Source organism: Streptomyces bugieae, assembly GCF_036352915.1.
GTDB lineage: Bacteria > Actinomycetota > Actinomycetes > Streptomycetales > Streptomycetaceae > Streptomyces > Streptomyces endophytica.
Genome location: NZ_JAZBJP010000014.1, coordinates 80,459 through 97,439, shown reverse-complemented (window position 1 = coordinate 97,439; position 16,981 = coordinate 80,459). Strand labels below are relative to the sequence as shown.

14 protein-coding genes are annotated in these 16,981 nt (G+C 72.9%); 6 read left to right on the top strand and 8 right to left on the bottom strand.

Going from position 1 to position 16,981, the window contains the following annotated elements:
* Window positions 1-187: 187 nt before the first annotated feature.
* The 3 genes from V2J85_RS22070 to V2J85_RS22060 form a co-directional block, all read right to left on the bottom strand.
* On the bottom strand, window positions 188-991 hold the full coding sequence (locus V2J85_RS22070; protein ID WP_261955170.1) for a nucleotidyltransferase domain-containing protein: 804 nt from the start codon (window positions 989-991) through the stop codon (window positions 188-190).
* Window positions 992-1,072: 81 nt separating this feature from the next.
* Window positions 1,073-1,432, bottom strand: a complete 360-nt coding sequence (locus tag V2J85_RS22065) for a GntR family transcriptional regulator (protein ID WP_261955171.1) — start codon at window positions 1,430-1,432, stop codon at window positions 1,073-1,075.
* Between the two features lies 1 nt (window position 1,433).
* On the bottom strand, window positions 1,434-2,450 hold the full coding sequence (locus V2J85_RS22060) for a DUF1648 domain-containing protein (protein WP_330822522.1): 1,017 nt from the start codon (window positions 2,448-2,450) through the stop codon (window positions 1,434-1,436).
* Between the two features lie 238 nt (window positions 2,451-2,688).
* Here V2J85_RS22060 and V2J85_RS22055 point away from each other — a divergent pair, with 238 nt between their 5' ends.
* Window positions 2,689-4,218, top strand: coding sequence for a helix-turn-helix domain-containing protein (locus V2J85_RS22055; RefSeq protein WP_330822521.1), 1,530 nt, complete (start codon window positions 2,689-2,691; stop codon window positions 4,216-4,218).
* A gap of 131 nt (window positions 4,219-4,349) precedes the next feature.
* Here V2J85_RS22055 and V2J85_RS22050 read toward each other — a convergent pair whose 3' ends face one another.
* Window positions 4,350-5,150: a VOC family protein gene (locus V2J85_RS22050; RefSeq protein ID WP_330822520.1), complete on the bottom strand. Its 801-nt coding sequence runs from the start codon at window positions 5,148-5,150 to the stop codon at window positions 4,350-4,352.
* A gap of 124 nt (window positions 5,151-5,274) precedes the next feature.
* The gene (locus V2J85_RS22045) at window positions 5,275-6,402 is read right to left on the bottom strand and encodes an acyl-CoA dehydrogenase family protein (RefSeq protein WP_261955175.1); all 1,128 of its coding nucleotides are present in this window, start codon (window positions 6,400-6,402) and stop codon (window positions 5,275-5,277) included.
* A 239-nt stretch (window positions 6,403-6,641) separates the two neighbouring features.
* Here V2J85_RS22045 and V2J85_RS22040 point away from each other — a divergent pair, with 239 nt between their 5' ends.
* Complete coding sequence (locus V2J85_RS22040) at window positions 6,642-8,291, top strand: AMP-binding protein (protein ID WP_261955176.1); 1,650 nt, start codon at window positions 6,642-6,644, stop codon at window positions 8,289-8,291.
* 4 nt (window positions 8,292-8,295) lie between these two features.
* Entirely contained in the window at window positions 8,296-9,147 is an 852-nt protein-coding gene (locus V2J85_RS22035) for a PaaX family transcriptional regulator (RefSeq protein WP_330822519.1), read from the top strand.
* 69 nt (window positions 9,148-9,216) lie between these two features.
* On the opposite strand, the gene V2J85_RS22030 is transcribed toward V2J85_RS22035, so the two are convergent.
* Window positions 9,217-9,966, bottom strand: a complete 750-nt coding sequence (locus V2J85_RS22030) for an HAD family hydrolase (RefSeq protein ID WP_261955178.1) — start codon at window positions 9,964-9,966, stop codon at window positions 9,217-9,219.
* Between the two features lie 484 nt (window positions 9,967-10,450).
* On the opposite strand from V2J85_RS22030, the gene V2J85_RS22025 reads away from it, so the two are divergent.
* The 3 genes from V2J85_RS22025 (at window position 10,451) to V2J85_RS22015 (ending at window position 13,329) form a co-directional block, all read left to right on the top strand.
* Window positions 10,451-11,095 carry a TetR/AcrR family transcriptional regulator gene (locus V2J85_RS22025; RefSeq protein WP_261955179.1) on the top strand — a complete coding sequence of 215 codons (645 nt, stop codon included), beginning with the start codon at window positions 10,451-10,453 and terminating at the stop codon, window positions 11,093-11,095.
* Between the two features lie 504 nt (window positions 11,096-11,599).
* Window positions 11,600-12,217 (top strand): ScbR family autoregulator-binding transcription factor, encoded by a 618-nt coding sequence (locus tag V2J85_RS22020; RefSeq protein WP_261955180.1) that lies wholly within the window; start codon window positions 11,600-11,602, stop codon window positions 12,215-12,217.
* A gap of 128 nt (window positions 12,218-12,345) precedes the next feature.
* Window positions 12,346-13,329, top strand: coding sequence for a ScbA/BarX family gamma-butyrolactone biosynthesis protein (locus V2J85_RS22015; protein WP_330822518.1), 984 nt, complete (start codon window positions 12,346-12,348; stop codon window positions 13,327-13,329).
* 48 nt (window positions 13,330-13,377) lie between these two features.
* On the opposite strand, the gene V2J85_RS22010 is transcribed toward V2J85_RS22015, so the two are convergent.
* Window positions 13,378-15,762, bottom strand: a complete 2,385-nt coding sequence (locus V2J85_RS22010; protein ID WP_330822517.1) for an oxidoreductase — start codon at window positions 15,760-15,762, stop codon at window positions 13,378-13,380.
* Window positions 15,747-16,574 (bottom strand): enoyl-CoA hydratase family protein, encoded by an 828-nt coding sequence (locus V2J85_RS22005; RefSeq protein ID WP_030811271.1) that lies wholly within the window; start codon window positions 16,572-16,574, stop codon window positions 15,747-15,749. The genes V2J85_RS22010 and V2J85_RS22005 overlap by 16 nt, the downstream gene beginning before the upstream one ends.
* Window positions 16,575-16,981 lie beyond the last annotated feature (407 nt).

The window sequence follows — 16,981 nt, the reverse complement described above, 5'->3', positions numbered from 1 at the left end:
TCGGCGTCTGCGTCTGCGTCTGCGCGGGCGTCGACGTCGACGTGGGGGCTCCGTCACGGGAGGGGCTGGTGGTCACCCGGCCCAATCTAGGTCACGGCAATTGCCCGCTTTCACCGACCCCGGAACGCCGGGCCCGTCCGGCAGTGCAGGGCCCTCAACGTAGCGCGTGCACCGCGTAGTTGACCCCTCAGGCCTGACCCCTTCGGTACGTCGCGAGGGTCCGGTCGATGGCCGGGCCGAGGAAGGCCCGGGTGAGGTCGGCGCGGCGGAGGTGCCAGGGCGAGGGACCGGGACCACCCGGGTCCGTGGGGACGACCGGGGGCCGGGGGCCGTACCGCCGGGTGGTGATGTCGGTGACGACGGCGGCCGGGGCGCCGAGTTCGCCGAGGACGGTCAGCGCCTCGGCCTTGGTGATGAGGCTGCCGTCGCGCAGGGTCACCGTGGCGCGGGCGAGGGTCAGCAGTCCGAGGTCGACCCAGATGTCCTGGAGCCAGCGCGCCGGGTGGTCCAGGGCGGGCCGCCAGTAGCTTTGCAGGTCGTCACGGATGTGGGTGGCGAGCTCGGCATCGGTCACGGGCGGGAGCAGCGCACCGGGGGCGTCACCGGAGAGGACGCGGCCGAACGTGTGGAGTTCGCGTCGGGTGACGGGGGTGACCGGGCGGTGAAACAGTTCCCGGTGGGCCCAGGTGAGGTGGGAGCGCCCGGGGTCGGCGGCGGTGTCGTCGGCGACCAGATAGCTGCAGTGCAGATGCGGGGCGAGCGGGTCGGTGGCGTCGAGCGTGCGGTGCAGCGCACCGATGTGCCGTTCGTCCTCGGGGGTGGGGGGACGGTCCAGGACCGCGATCAGGTCGAGGTCGCTGCGGCCCTCCTGGTAGTCGCCGCCGGCGAGCGACCCGTGCGCCCACAGGGCCCGGAGCGGGAGGCGGGTGTGCAGGCCGGTGCGGAAGCGCTGGAGGAGGGCGTCGGTGCGGCGATCCTGGGTGGGTTCCATGGCGGCAGTGTGGCTCGTACGGCCCAGTACGGGGAGGGGGGCGGAAACGGGCGGACGGCCGGCTCCGCACCCCCTGCCCCCTCACCGCCCGTTCAGCCCCACCCGCACCACCCCCACGATCTCCTCGTCCGAGAGCCCGAGTTGGCGGGCCTCGGCGATCAGGCGGGCGGCGGTCTCCCCCAGGCGGGCGCGGGCCGGCGAGGTGGCGCCGGTGACGACCGCGCCGCGGCCGCGGCGGAGTTCGATCAGCCCCTCTTCCTTGAGGCGCTGGTAGCCGCGCAGGACCGTGTGCACGTTCACGCCGAGCGACCCGGCGAGTTCACGGGCGGCCGGCAGCCGCTCCCCGGCGCTGACGGTGCCGTCGGCGATCGCCCCGCGGACCGATGCCGCGATCTGGTCGCCGAGCGGGACGGACGAGCCGGGATCGACCCGGAAGAGCACCTCAGCCTCCTTGCTGCGACCGCGCGCGGTCCGCGTACGTATTGAGCAGGGCGGCCGCGGTGGCCGCGTCGTCGACGGTCACCGCGAACGTCCGGCCGCCGGTCAGGGTGACCACGATCCCGTCACCCGAGCGCAGTATGAGCCCGCTGCCGCCGGGGCGGATGCGGTAGCCCCAGCCGCCGTACTCCGCCAGCGCGGCGATCGGCCGGCCGGTGGCCTGCTTGATGCGGTCGAGGGGGACCCGGCGGATGCGGAGGCGCGACGGCAGCAGGGCCGGCGCGACGGTCAGGCCGCGGCGGTCGACGGTCACCCGCACGGAGGTGAAGGGAAGGACCAGGGCGGCGGCGAGGGTGAGGATCAGGGTCGCCGGCCAGGCACCGAGGACGCCGGCGGCGAGCCCGGCCCCGAACAGCACGACACCGAGGACGGCCATCAGGGGCGAGCTGACGGTATGTGACCAGCCGGCGGTCGTGCCGGCCGGGAGATCGAGCCGGGGCGCCCCGCCGGACGCCGGGTCCGGCTGCCGCGGCGGGGCACCGGCCAGCAGCCGGCCCAGCGCACCGGCGGCCAGGGCGACCACCAGCGCCACGGGCAGCTGCCACAACGGCAGTCGTACGGTCGAGGCGTCGGCGACGCCGTCATTGAGGAACAGGGTCAAGCAGCTGGGGTAGCCGATGCCCGCCGCCGTGGCGAATCCGCCGGCGATCAGCCAGGGGGTGGCGGGGCGGAACGCACGCACCTGGAGGAGGGCGCCGAAGACGGCACCGCTTATCAGGAGGAGCGCCAGAACCAGCGTCAGAAGGTCCTGGGCGGTGCCATAGCCGTCGGCCCGGCCGCCGGTGGCGAAGTGGGTCGCGAGCGGTTCGGGCAGCCGGTCGGCGACGGCCACGTACACGAGCACGACGGTCGTGAGCACGGCGACGAACGGGAACGCGGCGATCAGGGCCCACCAAGGACCCTTCGACGCCAACCCGGAACGCGCCCGCGCCCCGACCCCGACCCCTGACGCACCCTTCATCCCCTTCACACCTTTCACGCTTTTCACGCCTTTCACGCGCAACGAAGCATTTGTGCGGCATTTAGTACGCCATAGGGGGTACCAGCCGAAAAGAGTCGCTGGGCGCACGCCCACGACACCGCGCACGCACCGACGCTGACCCACCCTCAACCACCACCCCTACTTATTCGCATACTACTAGAACAACTCAACCACCATCAATTGCGTATCCATCTCATATCTGAGATACGGTCGCCCCATGGCAGACGACTACCTCGTACGCATCGGCAGGCTCATCCGTGACGCCCGGCAACACCGTGGCTGGACGCAGACGCAGCTCGCGGAGGCGCTCGGCACCAGCCAGAGTGCGGTGAATCGCATCGAACGCGGGAACCAGAACATCAGCCTTGAGATGATCGCCCGCATCGGCGAGGCACTGGACAGCGAGATCGTCTCGCTCGGCTACGCCGGTCCGATGCATCTGCGGGTGGTCGGCGGCCGCCGGCTGTCCGGCAGCATCGATGTGAAGACGAGCAAGAACGCCTGTGTGGCACTGCTCTGCGCCACTCTGCTGAACGCCGGACGCACAACTCTGCGCCGGGTGGCCCGCATTGAGGAGGTCTACCGCATCCTCGAGGTGCTCGGCAGCATCGGCGTACGCACCCGCTGGATCAACGACGGCAACGACCTGGAGATCATTCCGCCCGCGGAACTCGACCTGGACTCCATGGACTTGGAGGCGGCCCGCCGCACCCGCAGCGTCATCATGTTCCTCGGTCCGCTGCTGCACCGCATGGACCACTTCAAACTGCCCTACGCGGGCGGCTGCGACCTCGGCACCCGGACCGTCACCCCGCACATGACGGCGCTGCGGCACTTCGGGCTGGAGATCACCGCGACCGACGGCACGTACCTCGCCGAGGTCGACCGCAGCGTCGCCCCCAAGCGCGCGATCGTGCTGACCGAGCGCGGGGACACCGTCACCGAGAACGCCCTGCTGGCGGCGGCCCGGCACGACGGCGTCACGGTCATCCGCAACGCCTCCTCCAACTACATGGTCCAGGACCTCTGCTTCTTCCTGGAGGAGTTGGGCGTCCGGGTCGACGGCATCGGCACCACCACCCTCACCGTCCACGGCACCGCACACATCGAGCGCGATGTGGACTTCGCGCCCTCCGAGGACCCGGTCGAGGCGATGAGCCTGCTGGCCGCCGCGGTCGTCACCGAGTCGGAACTGACCATCCGCCGGGTGCCGGTGGAGTTCCTGGAGATCGAGCTCGCGGTCCTGGAGGAGATGGGCCTGGACCACGAGCGCAGCACGGAGTACGCCGCCGACAACGGCCGCACCCGGCTGATCGACCTGACCGTCCGCCCGTCCAAACTCCAGGCCCCGCTGGACAAGATCCACCCGATGCCCTTCCCGGGCCTGAACATCGACAACGTCCCCTTCTTCGCGGCGATCGCGGCCAGCGCCCAGGGCCAGACCCTGATCCACGACTGGGTCTACGACAACCGCGCGATCTACCTGACGGACCTCAACCGCCTCGGCGCCCAGGTCAAACTGCTCGACCCGCACCGCGTCCTGGTGGACGGCCCGACCCGCTGGCGCTCCGCGGAAATGATGTGCCCCCCGGCCCTGCGCCCCGCCGTCGTCGTCCTCCTCGCCATGATGGCCGCCGAGGGCACCTCCGTCCTCCGCAACGTCTATGTCATCAACCGCGGTTACGAGGACCTCGCGGCCCGCCTCAACTCGATCGGCGCCCAGATCGAGATCTTCCGGGACATCTGACGCGCCGCCCCGGCTGCGGCAGTTCCGGTCGGCCCACCACCGCCACCGGCCGCCGGCAGCCGGGGCGTGCCGTCATTGCCGGTGTCACGCAGTCCGCGCGGCGGGTGTCACAACGACCCGCACGGCGGGCGTCACAGCGACCCGTGCGGCGTGAGGATGACGAATTCGGCGCCTGCGGAGTCCGTGCAGACGGCGAGGCGGCCGACGCCCTCGGCGGTTTCGGGGCCCATGGAGAGGGTGCCGCCGTTGCCGGTCACCAGGCCGACGGTGGCGTCGCAGTCCTTGGAGATGAAGACGGGGTGCCAGTAGGGCTTGCCCGTGGGGGCGAGGAGGTCGGTGGGGACGCCCATGAGGCCGCCGTGCGTGCGGTCGTCGCCGCAGTGCGCGGGGGTGAGGAGGGTGTAGGTGCCACCGCCGGCGGGGAGCGGCATGTCCTGGGTGTGCCAGTCGAAGATGGATCGGTAGAAGGTCTGGGCGGCGGCCGGGTCGGTGGTGTACAGCTCCGTCCAGCCCAGGCTGCCCGGGGCGTCGGCGGCTTCGAAGCCCGGGTACCGCGCGGGCTGCCAGATGGCGAAGTCCGCGCCCTGCGGGTCCGTGAGCTGCGCGAAGCGGCCGTCGTCGGTGCCGACCATGACCGGCTGCGAACGGACCGAGCCGCCCGCCTGCTCCACCGCCTTGACCGTGGCGTCCGCGTCGGGGGTGTGGAAGTAGATCGTCCAGGCCGACGCGGCGTCGTCCTCGGTGAGCGGGCCGACCGCGCCCACCGCCTTCCCGTCGAGCCGGAAGAGCGTGTATCCGCCCGCCTGCTGGTCACCGAACGGCTCCGACCGCCAGCCGAACACCGCTCGGTAGAAGGCCGTCGCGACCTCGACGTCAGGCGCACCCAGATCGAGCCAGCACGGGGAGCCGGGGACGAAGTCAGTAGTGATCATGGCGTTTCCCTTCGCGGATCCTCTCTGGATTCAGCCTGACATTCGCCACTGACACTCGCCCGTCGGAACGGTGGGTGACCGCCGGGCGGCGGGCCGTGCCCGGCACCGGGCCCGCCGTCGGCTGTCACGTCCGGTAGAGCTCCTTCGCGATGATCGAGCGCTGCACCTCCGTGGCCCCCTCGTAGATACGGGGAGCCCGGACCTCCCGGTAGAGGTGCTCCAGGAGGTGGCCGCGGCGCAGTGCGCGGGCGCCGTGGATCTGGACGGCGGTGTCGACCACGTACTGCGCGGTCTCGGTGGCCAGCAGCTTGGCCATCGCCGAGCGGCGGGCGATGTCGCGGGCCCCGGTGTCGTAGGCGGTGGCCGCCGCGTAGACCAGGAGGCGGGCGGCCTCGGTGCGGGTGGCCATCTCGGCGAGCTGGTGGCCGACGGACTGCAGGTCCTTGAGCGGGCCGCCGAACGCGGTGCGTGTGCCGGCGTGTGCCACCGCGGCGTCCAATGCGGCCTGTGCCATGCCGACCGCGAAGGCGCCCACGCTCGGCCGGAAGAGGTTCAGCGTGCCCATCGCGACGGCGAATCCGCCGTCCACCTCGCCCAGCACGTCCTCGCCGGTCACCGGTGTGCCGTCGAAGACCAGCGTGCCGATGGGGTGCGGGCTGAGCAGGTCCAGGTGCGCGCCGGTCAGGCCGGGCCGGTCGGCGGGTACCAGGAAGGCGGTGACGCCGCGGGATCCCGGCGCGCCGCCGGTGCGGGCGAAGACGGTGGCGAAGTCCGCCTCGGGCGCGTTGGAGATCCAGCACTTCTCGCCGGTCAGCCGCCAGCGGCCCGGCCCGTCCGGCTCGGCGGCCAGGGACAGCGCGGCGGCGTCCGAGCCGGCGTCCGGCTCGCTCAGCGCGAAGGCGGCGACCGCGCGGCCCGCGGCGACCTCGGGCACCCAGCGGGCGCGCTGCGCCTCGGTCCCCGACTGGACGATCGGGTAGGTCCCCAGCCCCTGGAGGGCGAGGGCGGTCTCCGCCTCCGTGCACTCCTGGGCGAGGGATTCCCGCAGCAGGCACAGGTCCAGGGCGCGCAGCGGCCCGTCGTCGGGGAACAGGCGGCGCAGCAGGCCGAGTTCGCCGAGTGCCGCCACCAGGGGGCGGTTGACCCGGCCCTCGGTGCCCTTCTCGGCGAGCGGGCTCAGCCGTTCGGCCGTCATGGCGCGCAACGCGGCGCACCATTCCTGCTCGTCCGGTCCCAGCGCGAATACAGTCACGAGGCGGCTCCCTGGTAGCGGTCCTCTATCGCGGTCTGTTGACTGCCGTCACGAACACGTTACGCTGACGACGGATCCGAACGGCAGCCCCCGGGGCGAGGGACAGCCCTTGAGCGACGGACAGTCCCTGAACAACAGACAGTTCTGGAGCAGTCTCGACGGCTCGTCGGCCGGTCCCGGCCGGAGGGACGAGCAGCCGACCGAGCCGGCCACCCGGCCGTCCTAGGGGGCGCACCGCCATGGAGCCACGGTCCTCGGCCCACACCGACACCTTCGCGCGCGACCGGCTGCCACCCCGCGAGCAGTGGCCGCACCTGACCGACCTGGGCTATCCCGACCGGCTGAACTGCGGCGCCGAGTTGCTGGACGGCACCCTCGCCCGGCACGGCGCCGACCGCCCCGCACTGCGCGACGCGACCGGCGGGGTCTGGACGTACGGGGAGCTGCGCGCCCGGGTGGACGCGATCGCGCACGCGCTGACCGGCCCGCTGGGCGTCCGCCCCGGCAACCGCGTCCTGCTCCGCGGCCCCACCACCCCCTGGCTGGCCGCCTGCTGGCTCGCCGTGATGAAGGCCGGGGCGGTCGCGGTGACGGTGCTGGCCTCGCAGCGTCCCGACGAACTCGCCACGATCTGCGGGCTGGCCGAGGTGCGGCACGCCCTGTGCGCGGCCGAGGCGGTGGACGACCTCGCCAAGGCCGGGGTTCCCGGGCTGCGCATCACGACGTACGGCGGCGACGGACCGGGCGACCTGCGGCACCTGGCCCGGCCCGGCGGCGCTCCGTACGAGGCGGTGCCGACCGCGGCCGACGACGTCGCACTGATCGCCTTCACCTCCGGCACCACCGGCCGTCCCAAGGGCTGTCTGCACTTCCACCGGGACGTGCTCGCCATCGCGGACACCTTCTCCGCGCAGGTGCTGCGGCCCACCCCGGACGACGTGTTCGCGGGCAGCCCGCCGCTGGGCTTCACCTTCGGCCTCGGCGGCCTGGTCGTCTTCCCGCTGCGGGCCGGCGCCTCGGCCCTGCTCGCCGACTGGGGCGGCCCCGAGCGACTGCTCGGCGACATCGCTCGGCACCGGATCTCGGTGCTGTTCACCGCGCCGACCGCCTACCGCGCGATGCTGCCCCGGCTCGCCGGACACGACGTCTCCTCGCTGCGCCGCTGCGTGTCGGCCGGGGAGAACCTGCCCGCCGCCACCTGGCAGTCCTGGTACGAGGCGACCGGCCTGCGGATCATCAACGGGATCGGCGCCACGGAACTGCTGCACATCTTCATCGCGGCCGCCGACGAGGCGATCCGGCCCGGCACGACGGGCCTGCCGGTGCCGGGCTTCGAGGCGCGGGTGGTGGACGCGGACGGCGCCCCGGTGCCGGACGGCGAGCCCGGGCTGCTGGCGGTCCGCGGCCCGACGGGCTGCCGCTACCTCGCGGACCCGCGGCAGACCGAGTACGTAAGGGACGGCTGGAACCTCACCGGCGACACCTACGTCCGCGAGCCGGACGGCTACTTCCGCTATGTGGCCCGCGCGGACGACATGATCATCTCGGCCGGGTACAACATCGCCGGCCCCGAGGTGGAGGACGCGCTGCTGCACCACCCCGACGTGACCGAGGCGGCGGTGGTCGGACGGCCGGACGAGGAGCGCGGGCAGGTGGTGGTCGCCCACGTCGTCCTGCGGGCCGGCGTGCCCCGGGGGCCGGACACCGTCGCCGCGCTGCGCGCCTTCACCAAGTCCCGCATCGCCCCGTACAAATGCCCGCGCGAGATCGTCTTCCACAGCGCGCTGCCGCGCACCCCGACCGGCAAGCTCCAGCGCTTCCGGCTGCGCGCGCCGCACGGGGCGGACGCCCCGGCCCGCGGGCCGGACCCGGTCGCCGATCTACAGTGATCCGGTGACCGACCAGCAGACACAGCGCACCCCACGGTCCCTGATCGTCACCTTCTACGGTGCGTACGGGCGCGAGGAGCCCGGCCCGGCGGACCAGTCGGCCGGGCCGGTGCCGGTCGCCGCGCTGATCCGGCTGCTCGGCGTGCTGGGCGTCGATCCGCCGTCGGTGCGTTCCGCGGTCTCCCGCCTCAAGCGGCGCGGCCTGCTCGTCCCCGGGCGCACCGTCACCGGGGCGGCCGGTTACGGGCTGTCGGACGCCGGCCGCCAGCTGCTGGACGACGGCGACCGGCGGATCTTCGGCCGGCCCGCCGCGCGGCTGTCCGACGGCTGGGTGCTGGCCGTCTTCTCCGTCCCCGAGGAGGAACGGCACAAACGGCACCTGCTGCGCTCGCGACTGGCCCGGCTGGGCTTCGGTACCGCCGCCCCGGGTGTGTGGATCGCCCCCGCGCACCTCTACGAGGAGACCCGGCACACCCTGGAGCGGCTCGAACTCGCACCGTACGTCGACCTGTTCACCGGTACGCACGCGGGTTTCGCGCCGACGGCCCGGTCGGTGGCGCGCTGGTGGGACCTGGACGCCATCGCCGCGCAGCACCGCGCCTTCCTGGCGGAGCAGGAGCCGGTGCTGCGCCGGTGGTCACGGCGGCGCACGGTGCCGGGCGAGGCTGCCTACCACGACTATCTGCTGGCCCTGGACGCCTGGCGCCGTCTGCCGTACGCGGATCCCGGACTGCCCTCTCCCCTCCTGCCGGAGGACTGGCCGGGCGGTCGCGCCGCGGAGGTCTTCGGCCGGCTGCACGGCACCTTGCAGGCGGCGGGCGCCCGTTACGTGCGTGAGGTGACGGCCGGGCCGTGAAGGACACAGGGCCGGTGAAGGGCCGTCAGCGCGCCGGACCACGCGGCGCACCGTGCGCCGGACCGTGCCTCAGCGGCGGCGCTGCACGGCCCGCGCGGCGCCCGCGGCCCCGGCGGCCATGGCGGGACGCGGCCGGGCGGCGGCGATCACCGACACCACGTCCTTGAACGAACTGCACATCCGGGTGCCGGCGACCGCGGCCAACTCGCCGAACGTGCCGACCCCGTACGTCACCGCGACCGGCTCCATCCGCGCGGTGACCGCCATCCTCATGTCCCCCACGGTGTCCCCCACGTACGCGGTCTGCCAGGCCGCGACCCCCAGCCGGCCGGCCGCCCGCAGCACCATCTCCGGGTGCGGCTTGCCGCGCCGGACCATGTCCTGGCCGATGACCGGCCCGACCAGGTCGCGGATGCCCATGACGTCGAGCAGCGCCTCGGCGCTGCGGGTGGGCTTGGACGTGGCGACCGCCAGCTCGACACCATGGGCGCGCAGTGCGGACAGTCCCGCGCTCACGCCGGGGAAGAGCAGCTGCGGCCCCTGGCAGAGCACCTCGTAGGAGAACAGTTCGCGGTAGCGGTTGATGGCGGCCTGCACCCGGCCGTCGTCCTCGGGGCGGCCCAGCAGCCGGCCGAAGGCCGGGCCGGGCGGCTTGCCGATGGCCGCCGCCGCCTGCCGCGCGGTCACCGAGCAGCCCTGCTCCGCAGCCACCTTGACCAACAGTTTGCTGATGGCGGGCAAGGTGTTGGCGAGGGTGCCGTCCAGGTCGAAGACGGCGGCCCGGAGCGTGTCGACTCCGGTACCCCGTGCGCCTCTCACGGGACGTTCGCGGGCTTCCGTTGCTACGCGCATGGCTGGAGACCTTTCGGGTTCCGGTGGGGGTGCGGGTTCGGGTGACGTTGCCGGCTCTGCTGGTGGGGCGGCCCGCGGTCGACGACTCGTAACGGTTGAGGCGGTCTCGCCATGGCGCACCGCTGTCCAACGGCGGCACGCGACCGACGGGGCGGCTGCAACGGAAGGGAACGTCCCGTTTACCGCCTTCGGAGATTTAAAAACCGCCTGCGCTGTTTGTCAATGCGCCTTGGTCACTCCCTGACGGGTCGACAACGCCCTTCCTGGCGTTCAGACTGGGGACACACGCTTCACAGGGGCCGCCGATGCCCCCGAACGGGCGGCGGACCGTCGACTTCCCGTCAGGAGACGCGAGTTCCGGCCAAACCCCTGAAGCATATCGAACCGCATGGTTGGTTTTCTATGTAGACTGCAATCAGCTCGCAGCCGTACTAGAGACGGGACGGACACCGTGCCCACCCAGCATCGCGCCATTCAGAGCCGCCAGTCACTCATCCGCTCGGCCGCCGAGACCTTCCTGGAGAAGGGGGTCCCGGCCGCGGGCATGGTCGAGATCAGCCGGCGGGCCCGCCTGAGCAAGGGCGCCCTCTACTTCCACTTCACGTCCAAGGACGACCTGACCCTCGCGGTGCGGGACTCCGCGCTCGCCACCCTCCAGGAGATCGAGGACGCCTTCACCCGCTCCCCGGAGCCGCTGCCGCACGCCGTACGGGACTTCGCCGTCGAGCTGTTCGGCCGGGTGCGGACCGACGCCGTACTGCGCGCCGGACTGCGGCTGCGGCCCGAGACCGCGCCGGGCCTCGGCATCTACGCCCTGGAGCAGCGCTGGTACGCGCTCTTCCTCGACAAGGCGGTCACCTGCGGCACCGGCAGCCCGGGCGGACCGGCCGCGGCGGACGCGCCGGACGCCGAACCGCGGCGCACCGCCCAGCTGCTGACCTCGGTCGTGGTGGGGCTGCTGCACCTCGGCGGCGAGGACGGCACCTGGTGGGACGAGGAGGCCGTCGCCGGACTGTGGGCGCTGCTGCCGGAGGCCCCGGACCGGGTGCCGGCCGCCGGCATTCCCGCACCGGCACAACTGCCTGCGGCCGGCTGACCCCGGGCCACCGCGCCGCACCAGACCGCCGCGCCACACCGGGCCGCACCCGCGGCCCGTCTTCATACCTCCGGCGAACGCACGCCACGCCGATGCCACCGGGTGTCCGCGTCACCGGGCGTCCCCGTCACCGGGTGTCCGCGTCACCGGGTGTCCGCGTGAACACTCCACGAACACCGCGCCGATGCCGGCACGTCGATACCGTCCGGCGCCAGCGGCCACCGCCGTCCCCCTCCTCGGCGGTGAACTCCCGTCATCCGCAAGGACGGTGGCCAGGTCCACCGGGCATGCAGCCGCCGCCGTGACCCGCGAGCCGCCGCGCGTGCGGCGGCGGGACCGGCCCTCCTCCGCGAAGTGCCCCACGCCCGGCGGGCCTTGGGCACGGGCGGCGCGCGGGTTCAATACCGCATGGTTGGCTTCTTTATGATGGCGCAAATAGACTGCGCGGCCACCAGCAGCGGTCGAAGGCTCAACAACTCCAAGAGTGCATGCGGAGGATGATCTGTGGTCAAGCAGGAACGCGCACTGCGCACCCGACGCACGGTCCTCGAAGCAGCGGCTCATGTTATAGGACATCGCGGTTACCAGGCGGCCACCATGGCCGAGATCATCCAGCGTGCCGGCGTCACCAAAGGGGCGGTGTACTTCCACTTCACGTCCAAGGACGCGCTGGCCCGTGCCGTCATCACGGAGCAAGCTGAACCGTTCCTCCCGCAGGTCAGCGCGTCCCGCCTGCAGGACGCCATCGACTTCACGCACCAGGTGTCCCTGGCGCTGCGCAGCGACCCGATGCTGCAGGCCGGCACCCGGATCGCGGTGGAGACGACCTTCAGCGAGGAACCGCTGATGCCGTATCAGGTGTGGACGGACATCATCACGACGATGTTCCGCGAGGCCCGGGACAACGGGGAATTACTGCCCGGCGTGACTCCCGAACGGGCGGCCGAGTTCTTCGTCGCCGCCTACATGGGCGTGCAGTTGTTCTCGCGGGCCGCGACCAATCGCGCCGACCTCCCCGAGCGGGTCACGGCGCTGTGGAAGCACACCCTGCCGGGGCTGGCCGCGCCCGGCGCGCTGAGCCAGCTCGATCCGCACGGTCGCCGGACGCAGATCCGCATCTGATCCGTACCGCACTCCGACATGTGGCCCCTGGCAAACAAACCACATGGTCCGTATCTTAGTTCCTCTGGGCCGTCGTCGGTCGTTCGCCCGTGAGGGCGCTGAGCGCCGCACCGCAGAAAGGGACGCCTATGGCCAGCGCCACCCTGATGCCCTCCTCCTCGCCCGATCAACACCACCGGCAGCGCCGGTGGGTGGGAGGAAGCCGACCGTCCTCGTCGCACACCCCGGTTCTCGGCGAGTACGGACACCCCACCGCCGACTCCGAGGTGTTCCTCACCAACTGGCGGCGCGGTTCCGGCGACAGCTGGGTGGTGAGCGCCCAGTGGCCGCGGGCCCACGGCTTCTACGCACCGGCCGGCGGGCTGCACGATCCGCTGCTGTTGGTCGAGACCGTGCGGCAGGCGGGGATATTACTGAGCCATGTCGCGCACCGGGTGCCGCTCGACCACCCCATCGCCTGGCAGCACGTCCGCTACGCCCTCGCCCCGCACGCACTGCGCACCGCCGGCGCACCGGCCGAGGTGGAGCTGCGGATCACCGACCATGACGTGGTGCGCCGCGGGAAGCGTCTGATCAGCGCCCGCCAGGAGTTCCGCATCCGGTGCGACGGCGCCCACTTGGCCCATGCCCGGCTCATCTCCTCCTGTCACAGCCCGGCGGTCTACCGCCGGCTGCGCGGCAGATACAGCGACCTGGCGTTCGCCACCTCCCGTCGGCTGCCGGTGCCGGAGCCGGTCGGCGCGCGGCTGGTCGGCCGGGACCACGACCGCGATGTGGTGCTCTCCCCCACCGACCTCCCGGACCGCTGGCAACTGCGGGTCGACACCTCCCATCCGGTGCTCTTCGACCATCCCGTCGACCACGCCCCCGGCATGCTGATGGTCGAGGCCGCCCGGCAGGCCGCCCAGGCGGTGACGCCCGCCGTGCCGACGCTGCCGGTCGCGCTGGAATGCTCCTTCGAGCGGTACGCCGAGCTGGACGCGCCGAGTTGGGTGCGGGCGCGCACCCCGGAACCGGCCACGGCCGGCGGCGCGCGGCGGGTCGAGGTCGGCGTGGAACAGCACGGAAGACCGGTGGCCGCCGCGCGGATCACCAGCGTGCCGGTGCCCTGAGGGTCCGGCTCCCCAGCGGCCCCGCCCGCGCTGCCCGTGCCTCCCCCGTCACCGCAGCGTGAGGCGGGGCTTCGGTGCGTCGGTGCGCCCGGTGGGCGGGGTGCGGCTGCCTGCCTGGTAGGGCAGCGGCCAGGGGGCGCCCGGGCCGGTGTAGCCCTGCTCGGCGGCGGCGTGCAGGGTCCAGTGCGGGTCGTACAGGTGCGGTCGGGCCAGCGCGCACAGGTCGGTGCGCCCGGCGAGGACGAGGGAGTTCACGTCGTCCCAGGAGGAGATCGCGCCGACCGCGATGACCGGCACGCCGAGGGCGTTGCGGATCCGGTCGGCGAACGGCGTCTGGTACGAGCGTCCGTAGTCGGGGCGCTCGTCGGAGACGACCTGCCCGGTGGAGACGTCGATGGCGTCGGCGCCGTGCTCGGCGAACGCGCCCGCGATGGCCACCGCGTCCTCGGCGGTGGTGCCGCCGTCGGACCAGTCGGTGGCGGAGATCCGGACGGTCATCGGCCGGTCGTCCGGCCACACCTCGCGCACCGCGTCGAAGACGTCGAGCGGGAAGCGGAGCCGGCCGGCGAGGGAACCTCCGTAGGCGTCGGTGCGTTGATTGGTCAGCGGGGAGAGGAATCCGGACAGCAGATAGCCGTGGGCGCAGTGCAGTTCGAGGAGGTCGAAGCCGCAGTCGGCGGCCCGTCGCGCGGCGTCGGTGAACTCCCGCCGGATGTCGGCGAGTTCGCCGGTGGTCAGCTCGTGGGGGCGCTGGCTGCCGGGCTTGTAGGGAAGGGGGGATGCGGCGACGAGTGGCCAGTTGCCGGTGTCGAGCGGTTCGTCGATACCGTCCCACATCAGCTTGGTGGAGCCCTTGCGGCCGGAGTGGCCGAGCTGCACGCCGAGCGCCGTGCCGGGTGCCCGGGTGTGTACGAACTCGGTGACGCGGCGCCAGGCCGCCGCCTGTTCGGGCGTGTAGAGACCGGCGCAGCCCGGGGTGATCCGGCCCTGTTCGCTGACGCACACCATCTCGGTCATCACGAGCCCGGCCCCGCCGAGGGCCCGGGCGCCGAGGTGTACGAGGTGGAAGTCACCGGGGACGCCGTCCTCGGAGGAGTACATGTCCATCGGTGACACCACCACGCGGTTGCGCAGGGTGAGTCCGCGCAGCCGGAAGGGCGTGAACATCGGTGGGGTGCCGGCCGGGACGCCCGCCTCGTCCTCGACGGCGGCGACGAACCCGGGGTCGCGCAGCCGCAGGTTGTCGTGGGTGACGCGGCGGCTGCGGGTGAGCAGGTTGAAGGCGAACTGGCGCGGCGGCTGGTCGACGTACCCGGCGAGCTCCTCGAACCACGCGAGGCTGGCGCGGGCGGCCCGCTGGGTGGAGGCGACGACGGGCCGGCGCTCCGCCTCGTAGGCGGCGAGGGCCCGGGGGATGTCGGGCTGCTCCTGGAGGCAGGCGGCCAGGGCCAGGGCGTCCTCGACGGCGAGTTTGGTGCCGGAGCCGATGGAGAAGTGCGCGGTGTGCGCGGCGTCGCCGAGCAGCACGGTGTTGCCGTGCGACCAGCGCTCGTTGACGACGGTGCGGAAGGCGATCCAGCTGGAGTTGTTGGACCGCAGGGCCCGGCCGCGCAGGGCGTCGGTGAAGACCTTGCCGCACCACTCCACCGACGTGCGCTCATCCGCCCGGTCCAGCCCGGCGGCCCGCCAGACCTCCTCCCGCATCTCGACGATGACGGTGCTGGCACCGGGGGCGGATGCGGGGCCGGCAGACTCCGCCGCAGGGCGGGTGTGGGGCGGGGTGGGGCCGGTGTCGGCGGAAGCGGGAGCGGGAGCGGGAGCGGGAGCGGGAGCGGCGTAGGGATAGGCGTGGAGTTGGACGACGCCGTGCTCGGTCTCGGCGATCTCGAAGCGGAAGGCGTCGAAGGCGAAGTCCGCGGCGAGCCAGATGTAGCGGCAGCGGTGGGTGGTCAGCTGCGGCCGGAAGACGTCGGCGTGCGCGGTGCGGGTCGCGCTGTGCACCCCGTCGGCGGCGATGACCAGGTCGTACTCGCGGGCCAGTTCGGCGGCGGGCGGCGCCTCGGTACGGAAGCGCAGCTCCACGCCGAGGCTGCGGCAGCGCCGGTGCAGTACGGCCAGCAGCCGGCGCCGGCCGAGTGCGGCGAAGCCGTGCCCGCCGGAGGTGAGGGTGCGGCCGCGGTGCACGATGTCGATGTCGTCCCAGCGGACGAACTCCGCCTGGAGCGCGCGGTAGACCTCCGGGTCGGCGTGCTCGATGCCGCCGAGCGTCTCGTCGGAGAGGACGACGCCGAAGCCGAAGGTGTCGTCGGGGGCGTTGCGCTCGAACACGGTGATCTCGCGGGTGGGGTCGAGCCGCTTGAGGAGCGCCGCGGCGTACAGTCCGCCCGGTCCGCCGCCGATGACCGCGACCCGCACGGCTATTTCCCCTGCCACTTGGGCGTCCGCTTCTCGGTGAAGGCGGCGTGGAATTCCGCGTAGTCGGCGCTGTTCATCAGCAGTGCCTGGGTCGCGGCGTCCATCTCGACGGCGGCGGCGAGCGGCATGTCGAGTTCGGCGGTGAGCAGCGCCTTGGTCTGTGCGTGCGCCAGCGCGGGCCCCTCGGCGAGCCGCCGGGCGAGCGCCGCGGCCGCCTCGTCGGCCCGGCCCTCGTCGGCCAACTCGCTGATGAGGCCGAGCCGTTCGGCTTCCGGTGCCCGGACCGCGTCGCCGAGCATCAGCAGCCGGGTGGCGTGTCCGAGGCCGATGACCCGCGGCAGCAGATAGGCCGCGCCCATGTCACCGCCGGACAGCCCGACCCGGGTGAAGAGGAACGCGAAGCGGGCCGAGGGGTCGGCGACCCGGAAGTCCGCGGCCAGTGCGAGCACCGCTCCGGCACCGGCCGCCACGCCGTGCACCGCCGCGATGACCGGGAACGGGGCCTCCCGCACGGCCCGCACGACCTGCCCGGTCATCCGGTTGAAGTCCAGCAGCTGGCCGGTGTCCATGCCCAGGGTGGCGCCGATGATCTCCTCGACGTCACCCCCCGAGCAGAACCCGCGCCCCTCCCCCGCCAGCACGAGGGCGCGTACCGAGCGCTCCCGGGACAGCTCGGCGAGCAGATCACGGAGATCGGCGTACGCCTCGAAGGTGAGCGCATTGAGCTTCTCCGGTCGCGCCAGGGTGACCGTGGCGACCCCGTCCTCCCTGGTCACACGGATGTGCTGCCAGGCCTCGGTACTACGGGCGGATCCTGCGAACGGACTCATCGGACTGCCTGCCCCCTTCGGCGGGTCGGCCGGTGGTGCTCTTCCGGATGCCCTTCGAAGCTATCACTGTTCTGTGACTGTCGTCATGAGGGCGCGATACTGGGAAATGGTGCGGCCGTCGGGAATGCCGCGCCCCTCGGGGACACCACGCCCGTCGCAGATGCCGCGCCCGCCGGAAATGCCGAGCCCCTCGGGAATGCCGCGTCCCGCCCTCGCGTTGTCGGCCCCGAGGGGGCGCGCGCGACCACTAGGGGATCTGTTCCCCTGCCCCCTAAGGCCCGCCCCCGACCACCCCTGATCGGACCAGCGGGACGGCACCACCGGGTCACCCCTCGCCCGCCGCCTGCTGGTCACCGATCGCCCGCCCCGCCCCTGTTGCCCGCACGGGCCCGTACGCCCGCCCCACC